The sequence below is a fragment of the Buttiauxella sp. genome (assembly GCF_049686335.1).
Lineage (GTDB): Bacteria > Pseudomonadota > Gammaproteobacteria > Enterobacterales > Enterobacteriaceae > Buttiauxella.
In genome coordinates this window covers 881,959-888,547 of the sequence record NZ_JBAVHX010000004.1, presented here as the reverse complement: position 1 = coordinate 888,547, position 6,589 = coordinate 881,959, and the positions used below count along the sequence as shown (strand labels likewise).

Genomic DNA, 6,589 nt, shown 5'->3' with positions numbered 1-6,589 from the left:
GCCAGATAACCAGCGTGGCTGTTTCATCAAGGATGTTTTTGAAGTCAATTGCCGGATCCTTGCAGGCGACGGTGATATCCAGGCTGAACAGGGAAGAGAGAGACTGCTTTAATGTAAAGCCCACCACCGCAAAGGTGTCCGCCGGAGTATGCCCGGCGGTGAAGGTAAAGCGGGTGCCGTCTGAGGCCATGATGGAAGTCCTTTCCTGTCCGTGGAATTATTGATCAGTACCTATTCTTAAAACTGAATTATAATCCTGATAAATGTAATTAAATCAATGCAATAGAGGGTTGTGAAGATACGGGCAGAGTCAGGGCGTGACAGTGATGTAGATCACATAACTAAAAAGTGGAAAACGGACAGAGTTACTGGCTGGTTCAGAAAGAATTTTGCAATAGCAGGCAATGTTGGGGGGACGAATGCCCAATAATTCCTTAGTGTCCGAATGTGCGCGAATGCAGGCAATGATTTCACGAGTTGCTAAATTCTCGACTAAACTTTTTGCGACTCCATGATTTTTAAGCAAAGAACAACAGCGAGGAAGCACGATGAACTTATCAGCGCGTTGGAGCGTGGCGGGATTAGTCTTGCTGGCTGCAGGGGCACAGGCTGCAGAACCAGTGAAAGTAGGTTCTAAAATCGATACCGAAGGTTCACTGCTCGGTAATATCATTTTGCAGGTGCTGGATAGCCACGGTGTGAAAACCGTCAATAAAGTCCAGTTGGGCACGACGCCTGTGGTTCGCGGGGCGATTACCGCGGGCGAACTGGATATCTATCCGGAATACACTGGTAACGGGGCATTTTTCTTTAAAGATGAAAAAGATGCGGCGTGGAAAAATGCGCAGCTTGGCTATGAGAAAGTTAAAAAACTCGATGCCGAGAAAAATCATCTGGTGTGGTTAACACCGGCTCCGGCCAATAACACCTGGACCATCGCCGTTCGCAAAGATCTGGCCGAGAAAAACAAACTGACCTCGCTTGACGATCTCAGTGCTTATCTGAAAAAGGGCGGTGAATTCAAACTTGCGGCGTCCGCCGAATTTATCGAACGTTCCGATGCGCTGCCTGCCTTTGAAAAAGCCTATGGTTTTAAACTCGAACAGCCGCAATTGTTGTCGCTGGCTGGGGGCGATACCGCCGTCACTATTAAAGCCGCCGCGCAGCAAACATCGGGTGTGAATGCCGCAATGGCTTATGGCACTGACGGGCCGGTGGCAGCACTCGGTTTACAAACCCTGAGTGACCCAAAAGGCGTACAACCGATTTATGCCCCAACGCCGGTAGTGCGTGAAAGTGTGCTGAAAGCCTATCCGGAAATGGGTGACTGGTTAAAACCAGTGTTTGCTTCTCTTGATGAGAAAACACTGCAACAGTTGAACGCCAGCATTGCTGTGGAAGGGTTGGATGCTAAAAAAGTCGCCGCTGATTATCTTAAGCAGAAAGGCTTTGTGAAGTAGGTCGTTGACCGGGGATATTGGTAGGTCGGATAAGCGTAAGTGCCATCCGACAGTTACAGCGAAAACAACAGGATGTCTGTTTGTTCAAAATACATAATCGCGTCCTGCTGCTACTGGTGATTTTGCTGGTAGTGGCGGGCGCGGCATTACCGTTTATCAACTTCGCTCCTAACCGCCTGGTCTCCGGAGAGTCCATTGCGCTTAGCAAACTCCCCGCGCATGCCTGGCTGATTCTCTGCGTTCCGGTTTTCATTCTGGCATGCCTTACGCTTGTGTCGTGTCGGCCCTCTTCATTGCTCGTGACCTTGCTGGTGGGCGAGCTCTTATTTATCGCTATCTTGTGGGTTATGGGGCGCACGGCGACACAATTTGCTGCGCAGGGCAGTCCCCTTGCGCGAACGTCGCCAGGTAGCGGGTTGTGGCTTTCGTTAACCCTGTGCTTGTTACTGTGTGCCGATGCTATCAGCCGCCTGACACCTAAAGCGCTCTGGCGTTTGCTGCTCAATCTGCAAATCTGGATTGTGCCGGTGGCGCTGTTGTGGAGCGGTTATTTTGACTCACTTTCACTGCTCAAAGAGTACGCCAATCGGCAGGACGTGTTTGATGATTCGCTGTCTCGCCATCTGGCGCTGCTCGTGGGGACGTTATTGCCCGCACTGGCGATAGGCGTGCCGTTGGGCGTGCTGTGTTACAACCGTCCGGCCTGGCAATCCTCGGTGTTTTCGGTGCTCAATGTGATTCAAACGGTGCCTTCAGTGGCGCTGTTCGGTTTGTTAATCGCGCCGCTAGCGGGACTGGTTAAGCTGGCTCCATGGCTAGGCTCTATCGGTGTGAGCGGGATTGGCGTCGCCCCTGCGTTAATCGCACTGGTGCTCTATGCGCTGTTGCCGCTGGTACGCGGCGTTGTATCTGGGTTGCAGCAAGTTCCGCGCAATATTATTGAAAGTGCTGAAGGTATGGGCATGTCGCGTTGGCAGGTTTTCTGGCAGGCCGAAGTGCCGCTGGCGCTACCGGTTTTATTACGCAGCTTGCGGGTGGTGTGTGTGCAAACCATTGGCATGACAGTTATCGCCGCGCTGATTGGTGCGGGCGGTTTCGGGGCGATTATTTTCCAGGGATTACTCAGCAGCGCGCTGGATCTGGTACTGCTCGGCGTGATCCCGGTTATCGCGCTGGCAGTCATCCTGGACGCATTTTTTAAACTGTTTATCTCATTACTTGAGGAAAAACAGCCATGATTGAATTTGAGAATGTCAGCAAGTCCTTCCAGGGCAAAGCGGCAGTCAGCAACTTGTCGCTCAATATCAAGGAAGGGGAGTTCACGGTGCTGATTGGCACCTCTGGCTCCGGTAAATCCACTACGTTGAAAATGATAAACCGGCTGATTGAGCACGATAGCGGGCGTATCCGTTTTGCTGGCGAAGAGATCCGTAATTTTGACGCGAAAGCCCTGCGTCGCCGTATGGGATATGCGATTCAGTCTATTGGGCTGTTCCCCCACTGGAGCGTGGCCCAGAATATCGCGACCGTGCCGCAATTGTTGAAATGGCCGAAAGCGCGAATCAGTGCACGTATTGACGAATTACTGGATTTGCTCGGCCTTGAGGCGGCGCAATTTCGTGACCGCTATCCGCATCAACTTTCAGGTGGGCAACAGCAACGTGTCGGCGTGGCGCGTGCCCTGGCAGCCGATCCGGAAGTGCTGCTGATGGATGAACCTTTTGGCGCGCTGGATCCGGTGACACGAGGCGCGCTGCAACAAGAAATTATCCGCATCCATCAGTTGCTGGGGCGCACCATTGTGCTGGTGACGCACGATATTGATGAAGCGCTGACGCTCGCTGACCGAATTGTGCTGATGGATAACGGGCAGGTGATTCAGCAAGGGACGCCACTGGAATTATTAACGCGCCCGGCGACAGATTTCGTGCGGGATTTCTTTGGACGCAGCGAGCTTGGGGTGCGGCTATTGTCACTTCGCCTGGTCGCCGACCGGGTACGATCCGAGGAGCGTTTAGCGGGTGAGCCGATCAGTGAAACATTAAGCTTACGCGAGGCGTTGTCGCAGTTTGTCGACCGTCAGTGCCAGCAGCTACCGGTGGTGAATCAGCAGGGCGAACCTTCCGGTGTGTTGCATTTTAGCGATCTGGTTCACGGTGAAAAAATGCGAGGTGAAAATGCGTCTGCTCCGTGATCCCTTGCTATGGCTGATTGCATTATTTATCGGCTTGTTAATGGTGATGCCGTACAGCAGCCCTTTATTCAGCTGGCTTTTCCCGGAACTTGAAAGGCCGCTCTATCAGCAAGACAGTTTTGTGGCGCTGGCCTTAAAACATTTCATGCTGGTGGGTATTTCCAGCCTGGTCGCGATTGTCATTGGCATGGGGTTGGGGATTGCGGTAACTCGCCCGGCAGGGCTTGAGTTCCGCTCGCTGGTGGAAACCATTACCGCGGCAGGGCAAACTTTTCCACCCGTTGCGGTGCTGGCAATTGCCGTTCCGGTGATGGGGTTTGGTCAGCAGCCAGCGATAATTGCACTGGTGTTGTACGGTGTGTTGCCAATCTTACAAGGAACATTGGCTGGAGTGGGGGCCGTGCCGGAATCGACAAAAGAGATTGCGTTAGGTGCCGGGATGAGTCGCTGGCAAATGTTGCGAAAAGTTGAGTTACCTCTGGCCGCACCCGTGATTCTGGCGGGGATCCGCACGTCGGTAATCATTAATATCGGGACCGCGGCGATTGCTTCAACCGTGGGTGCCAGCACCCTGGGATCGCCGATAATTATCGGGCTGAGCGGCTTTAACACCGCCTATGTGATTCAGGGAGCTTTGCTGGTTGCGCTGGCGGCAGTGGTTATCGACCGCCTGTTTGAGCGCTTGTTACGTTACATCACGCGCCATGAAGGATAACGATATAGCCTACCAACATTACGCCGCCAATCCCGCCGATAGCCATTACCAGCATACCGCCCACCAGGGCAATTTTACTCAGTTTCATCTTTATGTCCGCTCTATACATTACGCGAGCGATTATAAGATGAAGCAGGGTTGTTAATGAACCTTTAAATTTTTCTTAAGCGCGTTGAGTCGAATGCCCATTGCTCATCAGCGGGAAAATTTGTAACCCTGCGCAGCGCCAGAGTTCCAGTTGGTCGAGCTGATTATGGGTCGGCGTATCGCCACACCAGACCAGTAATGTTTGTTGAGCGAAAAGCTCAGGGCGCAACTGATGCAGCGGATGCGCCAGCACATCCACGCGCCAGCCCTGTTGAATAGCCATCCATGCGGACATCCACAAACGCGTCGTATCAGGGGTGTCCCAGCCTATCAATAACGCATCTTTGCCACTGCGTTTACGCGCCGAAGCGAGGCACAACGCGATGTAATTGATGAGCGCGCCATCGAGCAGACTAAGCAGAGTATGGAGGGTAACTTGTTGGCATTGCAGGCGACGACGAAGGGGGATGTAGAGCTGGTTGACGAGGGTTTCAGCTGGGTAGTCGCGACCAATGTCGGCAATCCAGCTGCGTAGCCGGTTCGGGCTGCCGCTTTGTAAATGATGAAGTAATTGCTCCTGACGTTCACGCCAGCCGTTTTCCCGATCCTGAAGCTCGCCGCCCAATAAGGCTTTCACCTTGCTTACCTGAACGCCGTGCTCAATCCAGTGTTTTATTTCCCGAATACGCTCAATATCGGCATCGTCAAATAATCGATGACCACCATCCGTACGCTGTGGTTTCAATAACCCGTAACGCCGTTGCCAGGCACGCAACGTGACGGGATTGATGTCGCAAAGCAGAGCCACTTCACCGATCGTATAAAGCGCCATGTTATCCCCAAAGTCTGCCCGGGAAACCCCCCGTATAACTGTAGTCAGTGGCAAAGACTCTGTGTAATTTTTAGTTACGTTGAGAAACTAAATATTTTTTATCAGCGCATTACGGAGAAAAGGGTGGATGTCGCTGGCGCTAATCCACCGTAAAACTGTTAATCGTCGAAATACCAATAGCCTTGATTGACCAGCTCGGTTAAGACGTTGATAAATTCTGGGTTTTGTAAAGCATCGCCCAGTTCGTCCTGACCCAGTGTGGTGTAACGGCACAGAGCATCAGCGGCCTGCGGAACCGGAGCTTCCATTGGCTCACTATTGACGAAGAACGCGCCATCCACATTCAGCACGCGTAATCCGCTCAAACGCGTCAGGTTTTCACCGCCGAGTAAGGCATCCAGGATTTCATCTTGCTGATAGGGCGGTTCAGCTGGCGCAACGTCCAGTTCATGACGCGGAGTGGAGATAAAGCGGCCAAACCACTGCTTGAAATCTTCTGGTTGGCTAATCACTTCCATCATCATGTCGCGCAGACGAGTCAGCTCATAGCTTTCAACTTTGCCCGGGTGCTCACGGCAGGTTAAATCAGGATCGCTGTAATGCTCGCCGCCCAGATCGTTTTCCAGCGCGTAGTCAGCAAAGCTGCTGATCAGATCACGACCATTTGGCCCACGGAAACCCACGGAGTAGTTGAGTGCAGTTTCATGGGTGAAGCCATCGTGTGGGAAACCAGGCGGAATATACAGAATGTCGCCAGGCTCCAGATCTTCATCAATGATCGGTTCAAACGGATCAACGTGCAGCAACGCCGGATGTGGACAGAACTGACGCATAGGCAGTTTGTCACCAACACGCCAGCGACGGCTGCCCATGCCCTGAATAATAAACACATCATACTGATCGATATGTGGGCCAACGCCGCCACCGGGTACCGAGAAGGAGATCATCAGATCGTCCAGACGCCAGTCCGGTAACACGCGGAACGGACGTACCAGCTCAGCAGAAGGCACATGCCAGTGGTTAACCGCTTGCGCAAGCAAGGACCAGCCCGTTTCACCCAGATTGTCAAAATGCTCGAAAGGCCCATTGGCGGCCTGCCATTGACCATTGGTATGGCTGACCAGTCGGCTATCCACCTCTGCTTCCATAGCAAGACCGGCTAATTCATCCGGCGTAATCGGATCGACAAAATTAGGAAACGCATTTTTCAAAATAACTGGCTTTTTCTGCCAGTATTTCGCCATAAACTCAGGCCAGTCTAAATTAAGTTGATAATCCATTTTTGACACCAGTGGAGGATA

At 52.4% G+C, this 6,589-nt stretch carries 8 protein-coding genes; 4 read left to right on the top strand and 4 right to left on the bottom strand.

The window, feature by feature from the left end:
- A partial coding sequence (locus WBL83_RS04585) for a hypothetical protein (protein WP_424588005.1) occupies positions 1 to 190 on the bottom strand: 190 nt, incomplete at its 3' end.
- Positions 191 to 548: 358 nt separating this feature from the next.
- Here WBL83_RS04585 and osmF point away from each other — a divergent pair.
- The 4 genes from osmF (at position 549) to WBL83_RS04565 (ending at position 4,369) form a co-directional block, all read left to right on the top strand.
- Positions 549 to 1,460 (top strand): glycine betaine ABC transporter substrate-binding protein OsmF, encoded by a 912-nt coding sequence (gene osmF / locus WBL83_RS04580; protein WP_424588004.1) that lies wholly within the window; start codon positions 549 to 551, stop codon positions 1,458 to 1,460.
- An 80-nt stretch (positions 1,461 to 1,540) separates the two neighbouring features.
- Positions 1,541 to 2,698: an ABC transporter permease gene (locus WBL83_RS04575; RefSeq protein WP_424588003.1), complete on the top strand. Its 1,158-nt coding sequence runs from the start codon at positions 1,541 to 1,543 to the stop codon at positions 2,696 to 2,698.
- Entirely contained in the window at positions 2,695 to 3,654 is a 960-nt protein-coding gene (locus tag WBL83_RS04570; protein ID WP_424588002.1) for an ABC transporter ATP-binding protein, read from the top strand. Before WBL83_RS04575 ends, WBL83_RS04570 begins: the two co-directional genes overlap by 4 nt.
- Positions 3,638 to 4,369, top strand: coding sequence for an ABC transporter permease (locus WBL83_RS04565; protein WP_424588001.1), 732 nt, complete (start codon positions 3,638 to 3,640; stop codon positions 4,367 to 4,369). The genes WBL83_RS04570 and WBL83_RS04565 overlap by 17 nt, the downstream gene beginning before the upstream one ends.
- Here WBL83_RS04565 and WBL83_RS04560 read toward each other — a convergent pair.
- From WBL83_RS04560 to WBL83_RS04550, 3 genes are all read right to left on the bottom strand, one after another.
- Positions 4,350 to 4,457: a membrane protein gene (locus WBL83_RS04560; RefSeq protein WP_034494204.1), complete on the bottom strand. Its 108-nt coding sequence runs from the start codon at positions 4,455 to 4,457 to the stop codon at positions 4,350 to 4,352. The two genes, WBL83_RS04565 and WBL83_RS04560, sit on opposite strands and share 20 nt — an antisense overlap.
- A gap of 75 nt (positions 4,458 to 4,532) precedes the next feature.
- Positions 4,533 to 5,288 carry a MerR family transcriptional regulator gene (locus WBL83_RS04555; protein WP_424588000.1) on the bottom strand — a complete coding sequence of 252 codons (756 nt, stop codon included), beginning with the start codon at positions 5,286 to 5,288 and terminating at the stop codon, positions 4,533 to 4,535.
- Positions 5,289 to 5,446: 158 nt separating this feature from the next.
- A complete protein-coding gene (locus WBL83_RS04550) occupies positions 5,447 to 6,568 on the bottom strand; it encodes a JmjC domain-containing protein (RefSeq protein WP_424587999.1) in 1,122 nt (373 codons plus the stop codon).
- Positions 6,569 to 6,589 lie beyond the last annotated feature (21 nt).